This is a genomic window from Pantoea sp. X-Soil-MYKO-1289, from assembly GCF_059730625.1.
Genome location: NZ_AP036004.1, coordinates 2,418,686 through 2,439,978, shown reverse-complemented (window position 1 = coordinate 2,439,978; position 21,293 = coordinate 2,418,686). Strand labels below are relative to the sequence as shown.

Below are 21,293 nucleotides of genomic sequence, written 5' to 3'. Positions count from 1 at the left end.
GACAGAGGTGGGTGCAACGATCCATCATCGTTTTTTCACTAAGGTGTTGCGTTAAACAGTACAGGTCGCTCATGCTCCCTTTTTCACGGTTTTCTCACTACTTTCTCGAGCTGGCGCGCAGCGGCAGCCTGCGCAAGGCGGCGGAACGGCTACACGTCTCCGCCTCGGCGATTAACCGGCAGATCCTGCAGGCGGAAGAGGAGCTGGGCATGCGGCTGTTCGAACGCCTGCCGGACGGCATGCGCCTTACCAGCGCCGGCGAGCTGCTGCTGGACGACCTGCGTCGCTGGCAGCGCGAGTACCAGCGCACCCGCCAGCGCTTCGATGAGATACAGGGACTGCGGCGCGGCCACGTCAGCCTCGGACTGATTCAGGCGCTGAACGAAGGGGCAATTGCCGATGCGCTGTCGCAGATTGCGCAGACGCACCCCTGGCTGCGGCTCGACCTCAGCGTGCACGACAGCGCGCAGATAGGCGAGCAGGTGCGGCTGGCGGAGCTGGATGCCGGACTGGTGCTCGATCCGCAGGCGCAGGCCGGGCTGAGCGTGATGGCCTTCGCCGAGCTGCCGATTGGCGTGGTGCTGCCCGCCGGCCACGCGCTTAGCGCGCATGCGACGCTCTCCACCGGCCAGCTCAGCGCGGAGCGGCATATCATCCCCGGCGCGCCGCTGGTGGTGCATGAGCGGGTCGATATGCTCTACCAGCGGCATAGCCTGCAGCCGGAGAACGTCATTACCTGTAACGACATCCGCCTGATTAAATCGCTGATTAAGCAGGGTAGCGGCATCAGCATGTTAAGCCTGCTGGACGTGATGGATGAGGTAGAGCGGGGGACGTTGAGCTTTGTGCCGCTGCGCGACCCTAACGTGCGGCCGCTGACGCTGGCATTATGCTGCGCGCCGGCGCGTCAGCTGTCGCGCGCCGCTCAGCAGGTGATTCAACATTTGACCGGCGTGATAGAGTCGCTCAACGCGTCGCGCGCAGGCGAATATTTGCATTAAAATCAGCGCATAGCGCGCCTTAGCGGCACTTTTTGTAAATTAACGTAAAGCGAAAGCCAGCCGGGTTTAGCGGAAAGGGTAATTAGGCTATAAGTCCTCTACCACGCCAACCTGCTTAGGGTTTCACCTTACACGATGATGACTCTGCGACCTCTGCTGACGCTTGTGTTAGCTTCCGCTTTTCTGCTTGGCGGCTGCTCGCGCCATTCTACTGAACCATCCGCACAGAACGATACGCAGGTCAGCGATGAGGGCCAGGGCGATCAGGGCGATCTTATTCCGGTCGTTGCCGCGCTGCACGATCAAATGCACACCTGGCACGGCACGCAATATCAGTGGGGCGGCACCGAACTTTCCGGCGTCGACTGCTCCGGCTTTGTCTGGCGCACGCTGAAAGATCGCTTTAACCTGCCGATGGATCGCGTCACCACCACCGAACTGCTGAAAATGGGCAAGCGCATCGCGCCGCGCGATCTGCAGCCGGGCGACCTGGTCTTTTTCCGCATCAACGGCGGCATGCACGTCGGCTTCTATGATACCGACCAGCACTTTTTCCACGCCTCGGTTAGCCAGGGCGTAGTGCGCTCCGAGCTGAATAATCCTTACTGGCAGAAAGTCTTCTATCAGGCGCGGCGCCTGCCGAAAGAGTACAACGCGCAGATCACCCTTAATAAAGGCAGCGGCATGACGCTGGCGCGTAAGTAATATGGCCTGCGGGCCCTCTGACCAACGCGTAAAGCCCGCCTCTCGGCGGGCTTTTTGATCAGTGTCGAACGGCGCAGCCGCACTGGCCCATTTCGCCCAGCGCCGCCTTGCCCTGATGGGAGTGGCGCACCCGCAGTTCGCCGTGACGCCAGGCGCCATCCTCCTCCACGCGATTGAGCAGCAGACGGTTGAGCGCCTCCGTTACCCGCAGCGCGCGCGGCTGCGCCCAGCTCGTCAGATGCCAGGTCGAGGCGCCTGCCTCAATGCAATCACCAAATCCCACCACGGCGACATGCGCGCCCTGACCAAAGTCCCGCACCGCCTGCAGCGCGCCGAACGCCAGCCGGTCACTGTCGCAGAAGAGCGCCTGGATGCGCTCCGAGGCGCGGGCGCGTTTCAGGTAGGCAAGCATCGCCTGATAGCCGCTGTCGCGCTCATCGTTCAGGTCGGCGGCGATAAGCGACTGATCCAGGCGTTTCTCCGCCGCCGCTAAGACGCCGCAGAAACCGTCGATGCGGGCGGGATCGGCAGCGCGCGACTGTTGCAGGTAGCCGAAACGCTGGTGGCCCTGCGCCAGCAGCAGCCGACCCATTTCCGCGCCAGCGGCAAAGCCGTCCCGGTTTAGCTCATCCAGCGCCAGCAGCGGTATCGGCCCGGCAGCGGCGCGAAACGCGTCGCTAAACTCTCCGGAAAGATGCAGCGCGCCGCTCAGCAGCGGCGCCAGCTGACGCGCGCGTTCATCGGCGGCGTCGACCAGCAGCGCCGCGCAGCCGCGCGCGTTAAGCTGCCGGTTCACTTCCTGCAGCAGCGCCGCCGTCTGCGGATGGCTGAAATCATGGCTCAGCACGCCAATGGTTTTACAGGTGTTGTTATACATTGAGAAGGCCCTGTTGAGGTGGGTAGAGGTCTCTGTACCATAAAGGATGAGGCCCCTGTTTCACAATGTCGCTGCGGCCGACAGCTGCAGTTCGCGCCTGCCCAGCGTGCGGGTCGCCAGCACCGACTGCTGGGCGTACAGGCTCGCCTGCTCAACGGCCTGGCTCAGCGGCGCTCCGCGCAGCAGGCGGGCGGTCAGCTCGGCGGTAAAGAGATCGCCGGTGCCTTTGGGCGGATTATCGTAGCGCGGGTGCTCGGTGACGAAGGTCTCTTGCGCGGTCACGCAAAACACCTGCATGCTGTGACGCGCCTCGTCGTGCGTGGCGCTGGTCACCACCACCCATTGGGTTTGCGCGCCGAGCAGCGAACGCGCGGCGTCGATAATCTCGGCGTCGCTCTCCAGCGGCGCGTCGCACAGGCAGCCCAGCTCAAAGCGGTTCGGCGTCAGACCGGTCGCCAGCGGCGCAAGCTGTTGCCGATAGTGGATCGCCAGCTGCGGATCGACATAGAAACCGCTGTCGTCGTCGCCCAGTACCGGATCGATAATCACCGGCAACTGCGGGTTTTTCTCACGCATCAGCCGCAGCCAGCGCGCCAGCGACGCCGCCTTATCGGTGGATTTCAGATAGCCCAGCACCACGGCGCGCGCGGCGCTATCCAGGTTGCGCTCGGCCAGCGCGGTCAAATAGCCTTCAAACCAGGGCTGAGGGATCTCGCCGCCGTAGCAGCTGGCGTAGTGGGGCGTATTGCTCAACAGCACCGTGGGCACCGCCACGACCTGCAATCCATGGCGTCGCAGCGCGGGGACGGCGATGCTGTTGCCTACGCTGCCGTATACCACCTGAGACTGAACAGAGATGACGTCGATGATCTCGCCGTCTGATGCGTCGGAAACCTGAAACATATTGCGCTCCTTGTTAGCACTCTTTCGCCAGTATACCGCGTGCGAGGCGGCCAGCGGCAGACCGCTCTGCGGCGCGCCGCTTCCCTTAACCTCTCCAGCCCTTGCCGGACAACGCGCGGCGCAGCGCTAAGCGAAGCGCTAACAGCAGCATATTCTGCTAAGAACAGGCAAATAATGCCGCGTCGACTGGCAAATATGGCAAGGCCGTCTACACTTAATCGCGACGATGTTTTCAGTCAGGTTGATATGTCTGTGAAGGTTTTAAAACGTAGTGGCGTCTTATTTGAAGTGACTTGCTGGTATCCGCAGTTTTTGCCCTGCACTTTACCCCACGCTCAGCCGTTCCGGCTGACCATCCCGCAGACATTCATCCTCGCTAAAACATCCTGCAATGGCGCGTTGACGAGCCAGGCCTCTGACCTGACAAGCCGCGAATCGTACGCGCCCGGATCAACTACAGGAGAAGACACGTGACCCAAGCGGCGAATGAACATGCCTCGCTTCCTGCGCTAAGCGGCGGTCTTTATGCCTTCTTTTTTGACGTAGACGGCACCCTTGCCGCTATTCAGCCGCAGCCTGACGCCGTTTTCATCCCGGAAAAAGTGCGTCAGCAGCTGCAACAGCTCGCTTCACTCTGTCACGGCGCGCTGGCGCTGGTGTCGGGGCGGCCTGTTTCACAGCTCGACGCGCTGGCCGCGCCGTTAATCGCGCCTGCTGCGGGCGTTCACGGCGCAGAGCGTCGCGACGCGCAGGGCGAACAGCACCTTATCCGCCTGGATCCCACGGTGGCCGAAGCCTTGCAGCAGCAGCTGCAAGAGGCGATGGCGCGCTGGCCAGGCACGCTGCTCGAGGCCAAAGGCATGGCCTTTGCGCTGCATTACCGTCAGGCGATGCAGCATGAACAGGATGTCCTTAATCTGGCCGAACAGGCCGTGAAACGCTTTCCGGCGCTGGCGCTTCAGCCGGGAAAATGCGTTGTGGAGATCAAACCGCAGGGAGTCGATAAAGGCGAAGCCATACGCGCCTTTATGCGCGAAGCGCCCTTTGCCGGTCGTATCCCGGTATTTGTCGGAGACGATCTGACCGATGAGAAAGGATTTATCGCCGTAAACGCCATGCAGGGCATTTCCGTGAAGGTTGGACAAGGTTCCAGTCAGGCGCGCTATCGACTGCCAGACGTTGAGGCGGTTCACGCGTGGCTGGAGCGATTACTATTACAAATAAAACAAGACAATGTCGGTAAGGAGTAAAGGTTATGAGTCGTTTAGTGGTCGTATCTAACCGAATCGCCATTCCTGATGGGAAAAAAGCCAGCGCAGGCGGCCTCGCCGTCGGCATTCTTGACGCGCTGAAAAGCACCGGCGGCCTGTGGTTTGGCTGGAACGGAGAGATCAGCGAATTTTCCGGAGAAGAGGAAGACGAACTGGTACAGGTAGAGCATGACGGCATCTCCTACGCCGCGCTGCCGCTGAGCCAGAACGATTATGATCTCTATTACTGCCAGTTCTCCAATACCGTTATCTGGCCCGCGTTTCACTACCGCCTCGATCTGGTTCAGTTCCAGCGCGAAGCCTGGGACGGCTATTGCCGCGTCAACGAGATGCTGGCGCAGCGCCTGAAGCCGCTGATCAAACCGGACGATACCCTGTGGATCCACGATTATCATCTGCTGCCGTTCGCCGCCGAACTGCGCAAGCAGGGCGTGAATAACCGCATCGGCTTCTTCCTGCACATCCCGTTCCCGACCCCGGAAATTTTCAACGCGCTGCCGCCGCATAAAGAGCTGCTGGAGATGCTGTGCGATTACGATCTGCTGGGCTTCCAGACCGAATCGGATCGCGTCGCTTTCCTCGACTGCCTCAGCCAGCTGACGCAGCTGCAGAACATGGGCGACAAAAAGCACCGTGCGTTCGGCAACACCTTTATGACCGAGGTCTACCCCATCGGCATTGAGCCGGACAGCATCAAAGAGATGGCCGAAGGTCCGCTGCCGCCGAAAATGGCGGCGATGAAACGCGAGCTGGGCGATGCGAAGAACATTATCGCCTGCGAGCGCCTCGACTATTCCAAAGGGCTGCCGGAGCGATTCCTGGCCTATGAAGCGCTGCTGGAAAACTTCCCCGAGCATCGCGGCAAAATCCGCTATTCGCAGATTGCGCCGACCTCGCGCGGGGACGTGCAGGCGTATCAGGACATTCGTCATCAGCTCGAAACCGAAGCTGGCCGCATTAACGGCAAGTACGGCACGCTGGGCTGGACGCCGCTCTACTACCTGAACCAGCATTTTGACCGCCGTCTGCTGATGAAAATCTTCCGTCTCACCGACGTCGGGCTGGTGACGCCGCTGCGCGACGGCATGAACCTGGTGGCGAAAGAGTATATCGCCGCGCAGGACCCGGACGATCCGGGCGTGCTGGTGCTGTCACGCTTTGCCGGCGCCGCCAACGAGCTGACCTCGGCGCTGATTGTTAACCCCTACGATCGTGACGAAGTGGCGGCGGCGTTGAATAAGGCGCTGACCATGCCGCGCACCGAGCGTATTTCGCGCTACAACGACATGATGGCGGTGCTGCGCAAGCATGACATCACCCACTGGCGCGAGAGCTTCCTGAAGGATCTGTGGGCCATCCCGCCGCGCAGCGCAGATCACGGCACGGCAAATAAAGTGGCGACTTTCCCGAAACTCGCCTGATTTTCACGGCGGCCCGCTCTCAGGGGCCGCCGTTTATCGTCTCTCTCTCCAGCCGGTCTCTGTCCAGTCCCGCTAAAGCATTGGGTTGTCGCCTGACAACGCCAGGGGATTCGGTTTGCTGTTTTAAACCACAGTTGAGAAAAAAATCGCTTTTTTTCTGCGCGCAGACCTAAAGTCTGGTGGTGAAATGCCGATAGTTGTGAGTCATCAAAGTGTCAAATGCCCTATTCATTCATATTTCTAATGTAACGTATTGTTACATCTGCTGCCCTCTGCTTTACGCCCACCGTTAAAGGTTAACGATTCGTTGCTGAAACGCGACGAATGTGCGCCGTCTCTCTTTACGCTTCGCTTACTCACTCCAGGAAATATTTGCCCTAAGTAATTAATTTTCCAGCGATTAACAATGCGCCTGTTTAGCATATTATGCTGCCTTGCTATCCGTTGGCAGCGCCTTCTAGGGTGTTAAAAGCAATGTTAAAAATAATTGATCGCTAAGGAGGCGCGATGAAAGATATATCGGGTCCATAAGGGGAATAAGCACTTTGTTAGGACGAAATATAAATGAAACAACGCAGATTTGTGCAAAAAACAGACAAAATAAAAGCGCCACTGAAGGGTTCAGGAAAAAATTTGCCTTAAAAGTGTGACGCAGATCACACTTTATCTAAAATTTCACGGTCCTGTCGTTGTATGTGTAAATCAGACGGGATAGATTTGCGTTGTTTTAGGAATAGTCTTAAAAAAATGTAAAAAGACGTCACGGAAGAGCGCAATAATTTAAAAAAGAATGGCCCTGGGGTTTTGACTAACACTGTCAATATGTCGTTCAGGACATGAGCAGACTTCAGAGTACGTTTGGTTTTTGGCTGTAAATTTTTGCCATCTTTAGATCTAACAACCAGCAACCCGTAACGCAGAGGGTTTTTCTGCGATGCTCTCACGTCGCGTCTGTCAGGATGGAAAAAATGGGTACATCTGATTTACTAAAACATATTTATGATATCAATCTGTCGTATTTACTGCTTGCACAGCGATTAATTAACCAGGAAAAAGCTTCTGCAATGTTTCGCCTCGGAATTGATGAAGAGATGGCTAACGCATTGTCGCAATTAACTCTGCCTGAAATGGTAAAGTTAGCGGAAACCAATCAGTTGGTTTGCCAGTTTCGCTTTAACGATCACGCTATTATTAATCGCCTGACGCAGGAATCTCGCGTGGATGATTTACAACAAATCCACACCGGAATTTTATTATCTAGCCGTTTACTGCGTAATGTTTCTAAGGATGAGACGCCGGCGAAGAAGAGGGCGATGTAAATGTCGGAAAAGAGCATTGTTCAGGAAGCGCGCGATATTCAACTCGCGATGGAATTAATTACCCTCGGCGCACGTTTGCAAATGCTGGAAAGCGAAACCCAGTTAAGTCGCGGCCGCTTAATTAAGCTTTATAAAGAGCTGCGCGGCAGTCCGCCGCCGAAGGGCATGCTGCCTTTTTCGACCGACTGGTTTATGACGTGGGAGCAGAATATTCACGCTTCTATGTTCTGCAACGCCTGGCAGTTTATGCTGAAAACCGGCATGGCGACCGGCGTTGACGCGGTAATCAAAGCTTACCGCCTCTATCTCGAACAGTGTCCGCAATCGGACGAGGGCCCGCTGTTGGCGCTGACGCGCGCCTGGACCCTGGTGCGATTCGTTGAAAGTAATATGCTCGAACTGGCCGACTGCAAAAGCTGCAGCGGCAGTTTCATCAACCATGCGCATCAGCCGGTCGGCAGCTTTGTCTGCAGCCTGTGCCAGCCGCCGTCGCGCGCGGTAAAAAGACGTAAACTTTCTGCAGATTCTGCCGATACCTTTCCACAACTGCTGGATGAACAGGTTAAACACGCCGTTTAAGTTTGTTCGCATCGTGGAAAGTCATCCAGCAGCGGGTATCCCCCGCTGCTTTTTTTTTGCCCACGATTTGAATAGCGCCTGCGGCTCTCTGGCTTAACTTCCACCAACACGTTACGGACGTAAGGATGTTCTAGTGCTGATCTTATTGGGGTATATCATTGTTGTCGCATCCGTTTTGGGCGGATATGCGCTGGTGGGCGGTCACCTGGGGGCCCTTTACCAGCCGTCAGAGCTGTTAATTATCGGCGGCGCCGCCCTTGGCGCTTTTTTCGTCGGCAACAACGGCAAGTCGATTAAAAAGACGGTAAAAGCGCTGCCGAAGCTGATGCGCGGCTCGAAATATAATAAATCCCTTTATATGGATTTAATGGCGCTGCTCTATCGCCTGATGGCCAAGTCGCGCCAGCAGGGCATGCTGTCGCTGGAGCGCGATATTGAAGATCCGGCACAGAGCGAAATTTTTGCTAATTATCCGCGTATTCTCGCCGATAAACAGCTGGTGGATTTTATTACCGATTATCTGCGTCTGATGGTCAGCGGCAACATGAACGCCTTTGAGATCGAGGCGCTGATGGATGAAGAGATCGAAACCTACGAACATGAATGCGAAGTGCCAGCGCAAAGTTTATCCGCCGTCGGCGACGGCCTGCCAGCCTTCGGCATCGTGGCGGCGGTAATGGGCGTGGTACACGCGCTGGCCTCAGCGGACCGTCCGGCCGCCGAGCTGGGCGCGCTGGTGGCGCATGCGATGGTCGGAACCTTCCTCGGCATCCTGCTGGCGTACGGCTTTATCTCGCCGCTGGCGTCGGTGCTGCGCCAGAAGTGCGCGGAAAACACCAAGATGATGCAGTGCATCAAGGTCACGCTGCTCTCCAGCCTGAACGGCTATGCGCCGCAGATTGCGGTGGAGTTTGGCCGTAAGACCCTTTACTCCACTGAGCGCCCGTCGTTCAGCGAACTGGAGGAGCACGTACGTAACGCGAAGAACCCGGCGAAACAGACTTCGGACGAAACTGCATGAAGAACAGCAACCGTCCGATCATCGTCGTCAAAAAGCGCAAGCATAAAGGTCATGAAGGCAGCCACGGCTCCTGGAAGATCGCCTATGCCGACTTTATGACGGCGATGATGGCCTTCTTTATGGTGATGTGGCTGATCTCCATCTCCAGCCCGCAGGAGCTGGTGCAGATCGCCGAATATTTTAAAACGCCGCTGAAGGTCGCCCTGACCGGCGGCAAGCGCAGCAGCGATAGCGACAGCCCGATTCCAGGCGGCGGCGACGACGCGACGCGCGTCCAGGGCGAAGTGAAAAAGGTCGTCAATATGGATGAGCAGAAGCGCAAGCTCGACGACATTCGCCTGAATCGCCTGCGCGAAAAACTGGACCAGCTGATTGAAGCGGATCCGCGTCTGAAAGCGCTGCGTCCGCACCTGATCATCAACATGGTGGAAGAGGGGTTGCGCATCCAGATTATCGACAGCCAGAACCGGCCGATGTTTAAAACCGGCAGCGCCGAGGTCGAACCCTATATGCGCGACATCCTGCGCGGCATTGCGCCGCTGCTTAACGATATACCGAACCGCATCAGCCTGGCGGGCCATACCGACGACTTCCAGTACGCGAATGGCGATCGCGGCTACAGCAACTGGGAGCTTTCCGCCGATCGCGCCAACGCCTCGCGTCGCGAGCTGGTGATGGGCGGGCTCGACGGCGGCAAAGTCCTGCGCGTGGTCGGCATGGCCGACACCATGAAACTGAAAAATCGCGTCGGTAACGATGCCGTAAACCGCCGCATTAGCCTGCTGGTGTTGAACCATGACACCGAAGCGGCGATTGAAAAAGAGAACGCCGAGAGCGACGCCGTACAGGTGAGCGATCCGGCGGCCATAGAAAAGATTACCGCGCCGCCTGTGCCGCAAGGCAGCAGCCCGGTAACCACAACAGCCCCCTCACAGCCGAGGTGATCCCGTGAGCATGGACATCAGCGATTTTTACCAGACGTTTTTCGATGAGGCCGATGAGCTGTTAGCTGATATGGAGCAGCATCTGCTGGGGCTCGATCCCCAGGAGCCGGACTCCGAGCAGCTAAATGCCATTTTCCGCGCCGCCCATTCGATAAAAGGCGGAGCCGGAACCTTTGGTTTTACGGTTTTGCAGGAAACTACCCACATTCTGGAAAATATTCTGGATGGTGCTCGTCGCGGCGAGATGCAGCTCAGCACCGACATCATCAACCTGTTTTTGGAAACCAAAGATATTATGCAGGAACAGCTCGATGCCTATAAAACCGCGCAGGAGCCTAACGCGGAAAGCTTTAACTACATCTGCGAAGCGCTGCGCCAGCTGGCGTTAGAGGCGAAAGGCCTGCCGGTCGCCGCGCCCGCCGTCGTTGCCACCGCGCCTGCCGCGCAGAGCGCGCCCGCCAGCAGCGGCCTGCGCGTGAAGCTGGTCGACCTGAAAGAGAAAGAGGTCGATCTGATGCTGGAGGAGCTGGGCAATCTCGGCGCCCTGAGCAACGTGGTCAAAGGCAGCGATTTCCTTGAGGCGAGCATCGACGGCGTCAGCAAAGACGACATCGTGGCGGTGCTTTGCTTCGTCATCGAAGAGGCGCAGATCCGCTTCCCGGACGCGGACGCCGCGCCGGTCGCAGAGGTGGCGCCGGTCGCCGCGCCCGCGCCGGTCGAAGAGGCCGCGCCGGTGCAGAGCGCCAGCGTCAGCGAACTGCCGGTGGCGAAGCGCGAAGGCAAACGCGCCGCCGCGCCGGCTAAAACCAGCGAATCAAGCAGCATCCGCGTCGCGGTTGAGAAGGTCGATCAGCTGATCAACCTGGTCGGCGAACTGGTGATCACCCAGTCGATGCTGGCGCAGCGCTCGGGCGAACTCGATCCGGTGGCGCACGGCGACCTGCTGAACAGCATGGGCCAGCTGGAGCGCAACGCGCGCGATCTGCAGGAATCGGTGATGTCGATCCGTATGATGCCGATGGAGTATGTCTTCAGCCGCTTCCCGCGCCTGGTGCGCGACCTGGCGAGCAAGCTGGGCAAAGAGGTGGAGCTGACGCTGCTCGGCAGCTCGACCGAACTCGACAAGAGCCTGATCGAACGCATTATCGATCCGTTAACGCATCTGGTGCGCAACAGCCTGGATCACGGCATCGAGTCGCCGGAAAAACGCCTGGCGGCAGGCAAGGTCGCCACCGGCAACCTGACGCTGTCGGCGGAACATCAGGGCGGCAACATCTGTATCGAAGTCTCTGACGACGGCGCCGGCCTGAACCGCGAACGCATTCTCGCCAAAGCGCTGTCGTCCGGCCTGCCGGTCAGCGAAAACATGAGCGACGAAGAGGTCGGCATGCTGATCTTCGCACCGGGCTTCTCCACCGCTGAGCAGGTCACCGACGTGTCGGGCCGCGGCGTCGGCATGGATGTGGTCAAGCGAAACATCCAGGAGATGGGCGGCCATGTAGAGATCGCCTCGAAGCAGGGCAAAGGCACCACCATCCGCATTCTGCTGCCGCTGACGCTGGCGATCCTCGACGGCATGTCGGTGCGCGTGGCGGACGAAGTCTTTATCCTGCCGCTCAACGCGGTAATGGAATCCCTGCAGCCGCGCGGTGAAGAGCTGAAGCCGCTGGCGGGCGGCGAATGCGTGCTGGAAGTGCGCGGCGAATACCTGCCGCTGGTCGAGCTGTGGAACGTGTTTGACGTGCAGGGCGCGAAAACCGAGGCGACGCAGGGCATCGTGGTGATCCTGCAGAGCGCCGGCAAACGCTACGCGCTGTTGGTCGATCAGCTTATTGGCCAGCATCAGGTGGTGGTGAAAAACCTCGAAAGCAATTATCGCAAGGTGCCTGGCATCTCCGCCGCCACCATCCTCGGCGACGGCAGCGTCGCGCTGATCGTTGACGTGTCGGCGCTGCAATCGCTCAACCGTGAAAAACGTGTGGCCGGCGCGGCCGCCTGACTGATAACAAAAGGGTAGAAACATGACTGGAATGGCAACCGTGACCAAAATCGCCGGCGAAACCGTCGGCCAGGAGTTCCTGGTATTTACGCTGGGAGACGAAGAGTACGGTATCGATATTCTTAAGGTGCAGGAGATCCGCGGCTACGATCAGGTCACGCGCATCGCCAATACGCCGGAGTTTATCAAGGGCGTCACCAATCTGCGCGGCGTCATCGTGCCGATTATCGATCTGCGCGTGAAGTTTTCCCAGCCGGATGTCGAGTACAACGACAACACCGTGGTGATTGTGCTGAATCTGGAGCATCGCGTGGTCGGCATCGTGGTAGACGGCGTCTCTGACGTGCTGTCGCTGACCCAGGATCAGATCCGTCCTTCGCCGGAGTTCGCCGTGACCATGTCGACCGAGTACCTGACCGGTCTTGGCGCGCTCGGCGAGCGCATGCTGATTCTGGTGGACATCGAGAAGCTGCTGAGCAGCGAAGAGATGGCGCTGATGGATACGCTGCGCAGCGCGTAAGCCGCTGTGTCACGAGCCGGCATCAAACCGGCTCGTGACTATTTACCTTTAAAATCAATAACAAGCGCATTTTATTTATCCCGCCTTGCGCTAAATATATTCCGTATTCTGCCGATACCTCTACTGCTTTATCTCCTACTTCTCCAGGGCTTCCTTATGCTAACCAAAATTCGTGTCGTCACCAGCTTGCTGCTGGTGTTATTGATGTTCGGCCTGTTCCAGGCTTTCTCCGGGGCAGTGTTCTTCTCTGCATTGAGCGATGATAAAAACAGCTTCAACGTATCGCAGCTCGCCAGTAAAAATCTGCAGGCGCTTAACGACGCCTATATGAGCCTTAACCAGAGCCGCGTCGTGCTGACGCGTATTCAGCTGCGCATCGCCAACAGTAAGGTGGATGGCAGCACGCCGGATATCGCCTCGCTGTTTACCGACAGCCAGCACTTCCAGCAGGTTGCGGCGACCAATTTCGATCTGTTTAAAACCACGCCGGACACGCCGGGGCAGGACGCGGCGCTCAACAACCGTCTGATGGACGCCTACGGCGCCTATGCGACCGCGCTGACTCAGCTGCAAGCCGCGCTGCAGGCTAACAATCTTGCCGAGGCGGGCAAGGCGCCGGTGGCGCCGAGCCAGAACGCCTTCCTGCAGATCTATACCGACTGGCGCGCCAACCAGGCGCACCTGTCCGAGCTGGGCGTGGAGAAAAACGCCAGCGCCTACACGCGTATGCTCTGGATCCTCGGCACCATCATGGCGCTGGTGGTAGTGGTTATCGCGCTGTGCTGGATTGGCCTGCGTCGCGTGCTGATCAATCCGCTGAACGCCAATATCGCCCACATCCAGCAGATTGCGCAGGGCGACCTGACGCAGCGGATCCACGCGGAAGGGCGCAATGAGATGAGCCAGCTGGCCGCCAGCCTGCACGAGATGCAGCAGGCGCTGGTCAGCACCGTCAGCAACGTGCGCGACGGCTCCGACGCCATCTTTACCGGCGCCAGCGAAATCTCCGCAGGCAACAACGATCTCTCTGCCCGCACCGAAGAGCAGGCGGCGTCGCTGGAGCAGACCGCCGCCAGCATGGAGCAGCTTACCGCCACCGTGAAGCAGAACGCCGAAAACGCCCGCCAGGCGTCGCAGCTGGCGCTGAGCGCCTCGGAAACCGCGCAGAAGGGCGGCAGCGTGGTGGACGGCGTGGTGAAAACCATGAGCGACATCGCGGGCAGCTCGAAGAAGATCGCCGATATCACCAGCGTTATCGACGGCATCGCCTTCCAGACCAACATTCTGGCGCTGAACGCGGCGGTGGAAGCGGCGCGCGCGGGCGAGCAGGGCCGCGGCTTTGCCGTAGTGGCGGGCGAAGTGCGCAGCCTGGCGCAGCGCAGCGCCCAGGCGGCGAAAGAGATTAAGTCGCTGATCGAAGACTCGGTGAACCGCGTCAATGCCGGCTCGCAGCTGGTGGGCACCGCGGGCGACACCATGAGCGAGATCGTCAGCGCGGTGACGCGCGTCACCGACATCATGGGCGAAATCGCCTCGGCGTCGGACGAGCAGAGCCGCGGCATCGACCAGGTGGGTCAGGCGGTGACGGAGATGGATCGCGTCACTCAGCAGAACGCCTCGCTGGTAGAGGAGTCCGCCGCAGCGGCCGCCTCGCTGGAGTCGCAGGCGAGCCGCCTGAGCCAGTCGGTGGCGGTGTTTAACATCCCGCGCGCCGCGGCGGCGGCTGCTGGCACCCGACACGTCCAGATCGCGGCGCCTGCGCTCAGCCCGGCCTCCGCCGCGCCGCGCAAAGCGCTGGCCGCGCCCGGCAGCGACGCCAACTGGGAAACCTTCTGATCGGCTTCATCTTTTACCCTGCCGGGCAGCCGCCCGGCATTTCATCCTCCTCAACGTCAAACCGCGCTTTAAAAACCTACATAACTCTAAAAACCGTTAAACCGGCTCAGATATGGCGGCCGCGCGCCGATAGAGAGCCTGCACGTTTTTTTATGACTCCCGGGAAAATATATGTTGAAAAGAATCAAAGTGGTCACCAGCCTGATCGCCGTGCTGGCTATCTTTAGCCTGCTGCAGCTCACGTCGGGCGGACTCTTCTGGTCCGCGCTGCATAAAGATAAAGAGGCCTTCGCGCTGGCGCAGGTCTCCACCAGCAACGTCACGGCGATGACCGACGCCTGGATCGCGCTGAATCAGACGCGCATCACCCTTAACCGCGCCATGCTGCGGCTACAGAGCAGCACGGCGGCGCAGATCAACGGCGGCCCGTTAGACGAGCTGGTGAAGCAGACCGAGCAGCAGCTGGCGCAGGCCGATCGCCATTTCAAAGTCTATTACGATCTTCCGTCGACGCCGGGCCTTGAGGTGGCGCTGCGCGACCGTCTCGAAGCGCAGTACGCCAGCTATCACGACGGCCTGGCCGGGATGCTGGAGCGCCTGAAGGCGCGCGATCTGCAGGGTATGTTCCGCTTCAATATCGAGCAGACCCAGAACGCCATGCAGGCGGCCTATGGCGAGTGGCGCGCGAAGCAGACCACGCTTGCCGCCCAGGGCGCCGAGCAGAACCAGCGCGCCTTTACCCAGATGATGTGGCTGCTGGCGGCGGTCGCGCTGCTGGTGATCGGCGTGGTCGTCGCCTGCTGGTTCGGCCTGCGCCACGTGCTGATCCAGCCGCTGCGCCAGCTGCTGACCCATATCCGTACCATTGCGGCGGGCGATCTCACCCAGCCGATTGCGGTGGAAGGGCGCAACGAGATGAGCCAGCTGGCGAACGGCCTGCAGGAGATGCAGCAGGCGCTGGTCAGCACCGTCAGCAACGTGCGCGACGGCTCCGACGCCATCCTGAGCGGCGCCAGCGAAATCGCGGCGGGCAACAACGATCTCTCCGCCCGCACCGAACAGCAGGCGGCGTCGCTGGAGCAGACTGCCGCCAGCATGGAGCAGCTTACCGCCACCGTGAAGCAGAACGCCGAAAACGCCCGTCAGGCGTCGCAGCTGGCGCTGAGCGCCTCGGAAACCGCGCAGAAGGGCGGCAGCGTGGTGGACGGCGTGGTGAAAACCATGAGCGATATCGCGGGCAGCTCGAAGAAGATCGCCGATATCACCAGCGTCATCGACGGTATCGCCTTCCAGACCAACATTCTGGCGCTGAACGCGGCGGTGGAAGCGGCGCGCGCGGGCGAGCAGGGCCGCGGCTTTGCCGTGGTGGCGGGCGAAGTGCGCAGCCTGGCGCAGCGCAGCGCGCAGGCGGCGAAAGAGATTAAGTCGCTGATCGAAGACTCGGTGAACCGCGTCAATGCCGGCTCGCAGCTGGTGGGCACCGCGGGCGACACCATGAGCGAAATCGTCAGCGCGGTGACGCGCGTTACCGACATCATGGGCGAGATCGCCTCGGCGTCGGACGAGCAGAGCCGCGGCATCGACCAGGTGGGTCAGGCGGTGACGGAGATGGATCGCGTCACCCAGCAGAACGCCTCGCTGGTAGAGGAGTCCGCCTCGGCGGCCGCCTCGCTGGAAGATCAGGCGAGCCGCCTCAGTCAGTCGGTGGCGGTGTTTAATATCCCGCGCGCCGCGCAGGCGGTTCGCGCGGCGTCGCGCGCGGTGGTGGCAGCGCCGGTGCGCAAGGCGCTGGCCGCGCCGGCGGGCGGCGATAACTGGGAAACCTTTTAACCCGCAACGCACTGCCCGCAGGGAAGCGGGCCTTTTCGATCCCGCCCGCCTTTTCATTTTCACTCCAGCGGGTTCAATCCCGCGTTTCCTGCATAAAGATCCCCTCGCTGAGGCCGATAACTGGTGAGATCCGCCAACCAATGAGGTGTTTATGTTTAATCGAGTACGCGTTATCTCCGGGCTGCTGGGCGTGCTGGCGCTGTTTGTTCTGCTCCAGCTGGTTTCCGGAAGCGCTTTTTTCAATACAGTAAAAGCTGACAAAGAGAATTTTGCTTATAACCAGCGTCTTGCGACGCTACAGCAGGCGATGGGCACCTCATGGGTTTCCCTGGTTCAGGCGCGCAATACCCTGAACCGGGCCGGCATCCGCTACCTGCTGGACAGCCAGCAGGCCGGTTCCGGCGCGACGGTGCAGGATCTGGTGGCGCTGGCCAACCAGGAGCTGAAGGTCGCCGATCAGGGTTTCGCCGACTTCAACGCCAACCTGTCGGAAAAGGGGAAAACCGCCGAGAACGTGCTGACGCTGCAGGCGAACTATAAAGCCTACCGCGACGCGCTGACCGAGCTGACCGGCTTCCTTGCCGCCGGTAACTTCAAGGGCTTTGTCGACCAGCCGACACAGGGTTTTCAGGATAAGTTTGAAAACGATTACAACGCCTGGCAGAGCCATAATCAGCTGCTGGCGAAGCAGGGCATCGACGCCAATAACACCGCATACCACCACGCCATTCTTATGGCGATCGGCCTGGTGATCGCCTCGCTGCTGATCAGCCTGCTGGTCTGGACGGTGATGCGCAGCGCGCTGATCGGTCCGCTGAAGCTGAGCATCGAGCATATCCGCCATATCGCGCGCGGCGACCTGACGCAGCCGATCACCTATAGCGTTCGCAACGAGCTGGGCGACCTGCTTGAGGCTCTGCAGGAGATGCAGCAGGAGCTGGCGCGCACCGTCTCCACCGTGCGCGACGGCGCGGACGCCATCTACACCGGCGCCAGCGAAATCGCCATCGGCAATAACGATCTCTCGTCCCGCACCGAACAGCAGGCGGCGTCGCTGGAGCAGACCGCCGCCAGCATGGAGCAGCTTACCGCCACCGTGAAACAGAACGCCGAGAACGCCCGCCAGGCGTCGCAGCTGGCGCTGAGCGCCTCGGAAACCGCGCAGAAGGGCGGCAAAGTGGTGGACGGCGTGGTGAAAACCATGAGCGACATCGCGGGCAGCTCGAAAAAGATTGCCGATATCACCAGCGTCATCGACGGCATCGCCTTCCAGACCAACATTCTGGCGCTGAACGCGGCGGTGGAAGCGGCGCGCGCGGGCGAGCAGGGCCGCGGCTTTGCCGTGGTGGCGGGCGAAGTACGCAGCCTGGCGCAGCGCAGCGCGCAGGCGGCGAAAGAGATCAAAGCGCTGATCGAGGACTCCGTGGCGCGCGTCGATACCGGCTCGGTGCTGGTAGAGAGCGCAGGCGAGACCATGAATGACATCGTTAGCGCGGTGACGCGCGTCACCGACATCATGGGCGAGATCGCCTCGGCGTCGGACGAGCAGAGCCGCGGCATCGATCAGGTCGGCCTCGCGGTGACGGAGATGGATCGCGTCACTCAGCAGAACGCCGCGCTGGTGGAAGAGTCCGCTTCGGCGGCCGCCTCGCTGGAAGATCAGGCCAGCCGACTGAAACAGGCAGTTTCTGTGTTCAATATTGGTAAAGAATTTGTCGCCCAGGCCGTTAACAGAACTACGGCGTCGAAAAGTTTACGGCTGGACGCGCCGGCTGCGGCCTCCCGCGCGCCAGCTGTTCGCAGCGACGACAACTGGGAAACCTTTTAATCGCCTGGATGGTCGGGCCGGCGGCAACGCCGCCCGACATAGCAGCAGAGTCTAATGAATTAAGTACAGTGCCAGGTGACCTGAAATGAAGAAATCGACGTTACTGGATCAAACCGAAGCGACAACGCTGCTCTCACAGATGGTGCAGCGCCTGCCGCTTTCGGATACACACTTTCGTCGTATCAGCCAGCTGATCTATCAGCGCGCTGGCATTGTGCTGGCCGACCACAAGCGCGAAATGGTTTACAACCGTCTGGTGCGTCGTCTGCGCACGCTGAACATCGACGACTTCGGCCGCTATCTGGCGCTGCTGGAGAACGACGTCAACAGCGCAGAGTGGCAGGCCTTTATCAACGCGTTGACCACCAACCTGACGGCATTTTTCCGCGAGGCGCACCATTTCCCCATTCTGGCGGAACACGCGCGCAAGCGCGCGGGCAGCTTTAACGTCTGGTGCGCCGCCGCCTCGACCGGCGAAGAGCCTTACTCGATCGCCATGACGCTGGCGGAAACGCTGGGCGCCGGACCGGGTAAGTTCCAGGTGCACGCCAGCGATATCGATACCCAGGTGCTGGAGAAGGCGATTTCCGGCGTCTATCGCCAGGAAGAGCTGCGCACGCTGTCGCAGCAGCAGATGCAGCGCTTTTTTCTGCGCGGCACCGGCCCGCATGAGGGCATGGTGCGGGTGCGCCCCGAACTGGCGAACAGCGTTAACTTCGCCCAGCTTAACCTGCTGGCGAACGAGTGGGCGCTGCCGGGGCCCTTCGATGCGATCTTCTGCCGCAACGTAATGATCTATTTCGATAAAGAGACGCAGGAAAAGATTCTGCGCCGTTTTGTTCCCCTGCTGAAGCCGGGCGGACTGCTGTTTGCCGGTCATTCAGAGAACTTTAGTCAGATCAGCAAAGAGTTCTGGCTGCGTGGACAAACCGTCTATGGACTGACGAAGGAAAGATGATGAGCAAAATCACCGTAATGTGCGTGGACGACTCCGCGCTGATGCGCCAGTTGATGACCGAAATCATCAACAGTCATCCCGATATGGAGATGGTGGCGACAGCGCCCGATCCGCTGGTCGCCCGCGATTTAATCAAGCAGTACAACCCGCAGGTGCTGACGCTGGACGTGGAGATGCCGCGCATGGACGGCCTCGACTTTCTCGAGAAGCTGATGCGTCTGCGCCCGATGCCGGTGGTGATGGTGTCGTCGCTGACCGGCAAAGGCTCCGAGATCACCCTGCGCGCGCTCGAGCTTGGGGCGGTGGATTTCGTCACCAAGCCGCAGCTCGGCATCCGCGAAGGAATGCTGGCCTACAGCCAGATGATCGCCGACAAGATCCGCGCGGCGGCGCGCGCGCAGCTGCACGCCCGCCCGATGATGCCGGCGCCGTTGACCTTAAAGGCTGGGCCGCTGCTGAGCAGCGAAAAGCTGATCGCCATCGGCTCTTCCACCGGCGGCACCGAAGCGATTCGCCACGTGCTGCAGCCGCTGCCGCCGACCAGTCCGGCGCTGATGATCACCCAGCATATGCCGCCGGGCTTTACCAAATCCTTTGCCGATCGCCTTAACAAGCTCTGTCAGATCACGGTGAAAGAGGCGGAGGACGGCGAGCGCATCCTGCCTGGGCACGCCTACATCGCCCCTGGCGCGATGCATATGGAGCTGGCGCGCAGCGGCGCCAACTATGTCGTGAAACTGAATGAAGGGCCGCCGGTGAACCGCCACAAACCCTCTGTGGACGTGCTGTTCAAATCGGTAGCCATCAACGCCGGACGTAACGCGGTGGGCGTCATCCTCACCGGCATGGGCAACGACGGCGCGGCGGGCATGCTGGAAATGCATCGCGCCGGCGCCTGGACCATCGCGCAGAGCGAAGCCTCCTGCGTGGTCTTTGGAATGCCACGAGAAGCCATCGCCAGCGGCGGTGTAAGCGAAGTCGTGGATTTAGGCAACATCAGCCAGCATATGCTGGCAAAAATTAGCGCCGGACAGGCACTGCGTATTTAACAGGCCCGTCCTGCCGGGCGAGATAACACAGGAGTAATTATGGCTGATAAAAACATGCGCTTTTTGGTGGTGGACGACTTCAACACGATGCGTCGTATTGTGCGTAACCTGCTGAAAGAGCTGGGCTTCAACAACGTCGAAGAAGCGGAAGATGGCGTAGACGCCCTCGGCAAGCTGAAAGCGGGCGGTTTCGACTTCGTGATCTCCGACTGGAACATGCCGAACATGGATGGCCTGCAGCTGCTGCAGACCATTCGCGCCGACGCCGCGCTGGGCAAGCTGCCGGTGCTGATGGTGACCGCGGAAGCGAAGAAAGAGAACATTATCGCCGCCGCACAGGCTGGCGCCAGCGGCTACGTGGTGAAGCCTTTCACCGCCGCTACGCTGGAAGAGAAGTTAGGCAAGATCTTCGAAAAACTGGGCATGTAAGGAGATGTGATGAGCGACCTTCCGAAACCAACTGAGGATGCCTCGGCACACGACATCATTGCTCGCATCGGCTCTCTGACGCGCATGCTGCGCGACAGTCTGCGCGAGCTGGGGCTGGATAAAGCCATTGCCGATGCGGCTGAAGCCATTCCCGATGCCCGCGATCGTCTGGATTATGTGGTGCAGATGACGGCGCAGGCCGCCGACCGTGCGCTGAACTGCGTCGAAGCGGCGCAACCGCATCAGGATAAAATGGAAGCCGGGGCAACCCAGCTGAAAGGGCGTTGGGACCAATGGTTTGAAAACCCGATTGAACTGGCCGATGCGCGGGAGTTGGTGACGGATACGCGCGCATTCCTCAGCGAAGTACCCGATCATACCGCCTTTACCAACAAGCAGCTGCTTGAAATCATGATGGCGCAGGATTTCCAGGACCTGACCGGTCAGGTTATCAAGCGCATGATGGATGTGATCCAGGAGATTGAGCGCCAGCTGTTGATGGTGCTGCTGGAGAATATGCCGGAAGTCAGCGCCGAGAAGCGTCAGGAGGGCACCAGCCTGCTGAACGGTCCGCAGATCCACGCTGATGCGCCGGGCGTGGTGGCGAACCAGGATCAGGTCGACGACCTGCTGGATAGCTTAGGGTTTTAATCCTGCGTGGCCCGCCGTCGGGCTGGCCACGGCTTGCCATCAGCGGGGCCGCCTTCCGGGCGGCCCCGTTCCTCATTACTAAACTCATCCGCCAAAGAGCGCCTCTTTTCCCCGTTTTATCTTCGCTTTAACCAAAGCCAAATTTGGCATCC

19 protein-coding genes are annotated in these 21,293 nt (G+C 60.0%); 17 read left to right on the top strand and 2 right to left on the bottom strand.

Annotated features, from left to right (window positions below):
• Positions 1 to 71 precede the first annotated feature (71 nt).
• Together AC6I7Z_RS11750 and AC6I7Z_RS11745 are read left to right on the top strand one after the other, a co-directional pair.
• The gene (locus AC6I7Z_RS11750) at positions 72 to 1,001 is read left to right on the top strand and encodes a LysR family transcriptional regulator (protein ID WP_497814333.1); all 930 of its coding nucleotides are present in this window, start codon (positions 72 to 74) and stop codon (positions 999 to 1,001) included.
• A gap of 144 nt (positions 1,002 to 1,145) precedes the next feature.
• A complete protein-coding gene (locus AC6I7Z_RS11745) occupies positions 1,146 to 1,706 on the top strand; it encodes an NlpC/P60 family protein (RefSeq protein ID WP_497815436.1) in 561 nt (186 codons plus the stop codon).
• A gap of 58 nt (positions 1,707 to 1,764) precedes the next feature.
• On the opposite strand, the gene AC6I7Z_RS11740 is transcribed toward AC6I7Z_RS11745, so the two are convergent.
• Both AC6I7Z_RS11740 and pdxK read right to left on the bottom strand, forming a co-directional pair.
• Complete coding sequence (locus AC6I7Z_RS11740) at positions 1,765 to 2,583, bottom strand: substrate-binding domain-containing protein (RefSeq protein ID WP_497814332.1); 819 nt, start codon at positions 2,581 to 2,583, stop codon at positions 1,765 to 1,767.
• Between the two features lie 60 nt (positions 2,584 to 2,643).
• Entirely contained in the window at positions 2,644 to 3,486 is an 843-nt protein-coding gene (gene pdxK / locus AC6I7Z_RS11735; protein ID WP_497814331.1) for a pyridoxine/pyridoxal/pyridoxamine kinase, read from the bottom strand.
• Positions 3,487 to 3,956: 470 nt separating this feature from the next.
• Between pdxK and otsB the strand changes: the two genes are divergently transcribed.
• The 15 genes from otsB (at position 3,957) to cheZ (ending at position 21,141) form a co-directional block, all read left to right on the top strand.
• The gene (gene otsB / locus AC6I7Z_RS11730; protein ID WP_497814330.1) at positions 3,957 to 4,736 is read left to right on the top strand and encodes a trehalose-phosphatase; all 780 of its coding nucleotides are present in this window, start codon (positions 3,957 to 3,959) and stop codon (positions 4,734 to 4,736) included.
• A 5-nt stretch (positions 4,737 to 4,741) separates the two neighbouring features.
• Entirely contained in the window at positions 4,742 to 6,178 is a 1,437-nt protein-coding gene (gene otsA / locus AC6I7Z_RS11725) for an alpha,alpha-trehalose-phosphate synthase (RefSeq protein WP_497814329.1), read from the top strand.
• A 968-nt stretch (positions 6,179 to 7,146) separates the two neighbouring features.
• A complete protein-coding gene (gene flhD, locus AC6I7Z_RS11720; RefSeq protein WP_033749748.1) occupies positions 7,147 to 7,497 on the top strand; it encodes a flagellar transcriptional regulator FlhD in 351 nt (116 codons plus the stop codon).
• Positions 7,498 to 8,076 carry a flagellar transcriptional regulator FlhC gene (gene flhC, locus AC6I7Z_RS11715; protein ID WP_033791326.1) on the top strand — a complete coding sequence of 193 codons (579 nt, stop codon included), beginning with the start codon at positions 7,498 to 7,500 and terminating at the stop codon, positions 8,074 to 8,076.
• A gap of 133 nt (positions 8,077 to 8,209) precedes the next feature.
• Positions 8,210 to 9,097 (top strand): flagellar motor stator protein MotA, encoded by an 888-nt coding sequence (gene motA, locus AC6I7Z_RS11710; protein ID WP_497814328.1) that lies wholly within the window; start codon positions 8,210 to 8,212, stop codon positions 9,095 to 9,097.
• Positions 9,094 to 10,041 carry a flagellar motor protein MotB gene (gene motB / locus AC6I7Z_RS11705; protein ID WP_497814327.1) on the top strand — a complete coding sequence of 316 codons (948 nt, stop codon included), beginning with the start codon at positions 9,094 to 9,096 and terminating at the stop codon, positions 10,039 to 10,041. Before motA ends, motB begins: the two co-directional genes overlap by 4 nt.
• 10 nt (positions 10,042 to 10,051) lie before the next feature.
• Positions 10,052 to 12,040 (top strand): chemotaxis protein CheA, encoded by a 1,989-nt coding sequence (gene cheA / locus AC6I7Z_RS11700; protein WP_497815435.1) that lies wholly within the window; start codon positions 10,052 to 10,054, stop codon positions 12,038 to 12,040.
• A gap of 22 nt (positions 12,041 to 12,062) precedes the next feature.
• A complete protein-coding gene (cheW, locus tag AC6I7Z_RS11695; protein WP_033749739.1) occupies positions 12,063 to 12,560 on the top strand; it encodes a chemotaxis protein CheW in 498 nt (165 codons plus the stop codon).
• Between the two features lie 156 nt (positions 12,561 to 12,716).
• A complete protein-coding gene (locus AC6I7Z_RS11690) occupies positions 12,717 to 14,396 on the top strand; it encodes a methyl-accepting chemotaxis protein (protein WP_497814326.1) in 1,680 nt (559 codons plus the stop codon).
• A gap of 171 nt (positions 14,397 to 14,567) precedes the next feature.
• Positions 14,568 to 16,226: a methyl-accepting chemotaxis protein gene (locus AC6I7Z_RS11685; RefSeq protein WP_497814325.1), complete on the top strand. Its 1,659-nt coding sequence runs from the start codon at positions 14,568 to 14,570 to the stop codon at positions 16,224 to 16,226.
• A 151-nt stretch (positions 16,227 to 16,377) separates the two neighbouring features.
• Positions 16,378 to 18,054 (top strand): methyl-accepting chemotaxis protein, encoded by a 1,677-nt coding sequence (locus AC6I7Z_RS11680; protein ID WP_497814324.1) that lies wholly within the window; start codon positions 16,378 to 16,380, stop codon positions 18,052 to 18,054.
• Positions 18,055 to 18,139: 85 nt separating this feature from the next.
• On the top strand, positions 18,140 to 19,012 hold the full coding sequence (gene cheR / locus AC6I7Z_RS11675) for a protein-glutamate O-methyltransferase CheR (RefSeq protein WP_497814323.1): 873 nt from the start codon (positions 18,140 to 18,142) through the stop codon (positions 19,010 to 19,012).
• Positions 19,012 to 20,061, top strand: coding sequence for a protein-glutamate methylesterase/protein-glutamine glutaminase (locus tag AC6I7Z_RS11670; RefSeq protein WP_497814322.1), 1,050 nt, complete (start codon positions 19,012 to 19,014; stop codon positions 20,059 to 20,061). The genes cheR and AC6I7Z_RS11670 overlap by 1 nt, the downstream gene beginning before the upstream one ends.
• A gap of 39 nt (positions 20,062 to 20,100) precedes the next feature.
• Positions 20,101 to 20,490, top strand: coding sequence for a chemotaxis response regulator CheY (cheY, locus tag AC6I7Z_RS11665; protein ID WP_033749727.1), 390 nt, complete (start codon positions 20,101 to 20,103; stop codon positions 20,488 to 20,490).
• Positions 20,491 to 20,499: 9 nt separating this feature from the next.
• On the top strand, positions 20,500 to 21,141 hold the full coding sequence (gene cheZ, locus AC6I7Z_RS11660) for a protein phosphatase CheZ (RefSeq protein ID WP_033749725.1): 642 nt from the start codon (positions 20,500 to 20,502) through the stop codon (positions 21,139 to 21,141).
• Positions 21,142 to 21,293 lie beyond the last annotated feature (152 nt).

Coding starts and splice junctions, on each gene's coding strand:
- AC6I7Z_RS11750 (WP_497814333.1), top strand. CDS start 72: ATGCTCCCTTTTTCACGGTTTTCTCACTACTTTCTCGAGCTGGCGCGC.
- AC6I7Z_RS11740 (WP_497814332.1), bottom strand. CDS start 2,583: ATGTATAACAACACCTGTAAAACCATTGGCGTGCTGAGCCATGATTTC.
- pdxK (WP_497814331.1), bottom strand. CDS start 3,486: ATGTTTCAGGTTTCCGACGCATCAGACGGCGAGATCATCGACGTCATC.
- otsA (WP_497814329.1), top strand. CDS start 4,742: ATGAGTCGTTTAGTGGTCGTATCTAACCGAATCGCCATTCCTGATGGG.
- flhD (WP_033749748.1), top strand. CDS start 7,147: ATGGGTACATCTGATTTACTAAAACATATTTATGATATCAATCTGTCG.
- flhC (WP_033791326.1), top strand. CDS start 7,498: ATGTCGGAAAAGAGCATTGTTCAGGAAGCGCGCGATATTCAACTCGCG.
- motB (WP_497814327.1), top strand. CDS start 9,094: ATGAAGAACAGCAACCGTCCGATCATCGTCGTCAAAAAGCGCAAGCAT.
- cheA (WP_497815435.1), top strand. CDS start 10,052: ATGGACATCAGCGATTTTTACCAGACGTTTTTCGATGAGGCCGATGAG.
- cheW (WP_033749739.1), top strand. CDS start 12,063: ATGACTGGAATGGCAACCGTGACCAAAATCGCCGGCGAAACCGTCGGC.
- AC6I7Z_RS11690 (WP_497814326.1), top strand. CDS start 12,717: ATGCTAACCAAAATTCGTGTCGTCACCAGCTTGCTGCTGGTGTTATTG.
- AC6I7Z_RS11685 (WP_497814325.1), top strand. CDS start 14,568: ATGTTGAAAAGAATCAAAGTGGTCACCAGCCTGATCGCCGTGCTGGCT.
- AC6I7Z_RS11680 (WP_497814324.1), top strand. CDS start 16,378: ATGTTTAATCGAGTACGCGTTATCTCCGGGCTGCTGGGCGTGCTGGCG.
- cheR (WP_497814323.1), top strand. CDS start 18,140: ATGAAGAAATCGACGTTACTGGATCAAACCGAAGCGACAACGCTGCTC.
- AC6I7Z_RS11670 (WP_497814322.1), top strand. CDS start 19,012: ATGAGCAAAATCACCGTAATGTGCGTGGACGACTCCGCGCTGATGCGC.
- cheY (WP_033749727.1), top strand. CDS start 20,101: ATGGCTGATAAAAACATGCGCTTTTTGGTGGTGGACGACTTCAACACG.
- cheZ (WP_033749725.1), top strand. CDS start 20,500: ATGAGCGACCTTCCGAAACCAACTGAGGATGCCTCGGCACACGACATC.